1 pseudogene is annotated in these 296 nt (G+C 60.8%); it reads left to right on the top strand.

The annotated features are described in order from the left end of the window. Positions 1-296 (top strand): annotated as a pseudogene (locus Phpb_RS26675) (RHS repeat-associated core domain-containing protein); the annotation flags it as partial.

The raw sequence follows: 296 nt of genomic DNA, 5'->3' as shown, positions 1-296 counted from the left end.
CGGACGGGATACCGTGGGAATATCGCTATGATGCCTTCGGACGGCGGACAGAAAAACGGTGTATCCAAAGCGGTAAGCTGACCACCTATGTGTGGGACGGCGACGTGCCGGCGGAAATCCGCGAATATCAGCACGGCCGGCTGAAAATGATCCGCCATCTGGTGTTTGACGGCTGGGAACTGGTGGCGCAGCAGACGCAGGCGTTTACGCTTAATCTGGACAACCGGGTGGAACTGATGGCCGGGGAGGTGCAGACTCAATATGCGGTCAGCGCCCCGACCGGCGAGCCGCTGGCG

The sequence above is a fragment of the Photorhabdus namnaonensis genome, assembly GCF_001684335.1.
GTDB lineage: Bacteria > Pseudomonadota > Gammaproteobacteria > Enterobacterales > Enterobacteriaceae > Photorhabdus > Photorhabdus namnaonensis.
The sequence above is the reverse complement of the archived record's forward strand: the minus strand, read 5'-3'. Positions and strand labels throughout refer to the sequence as shown.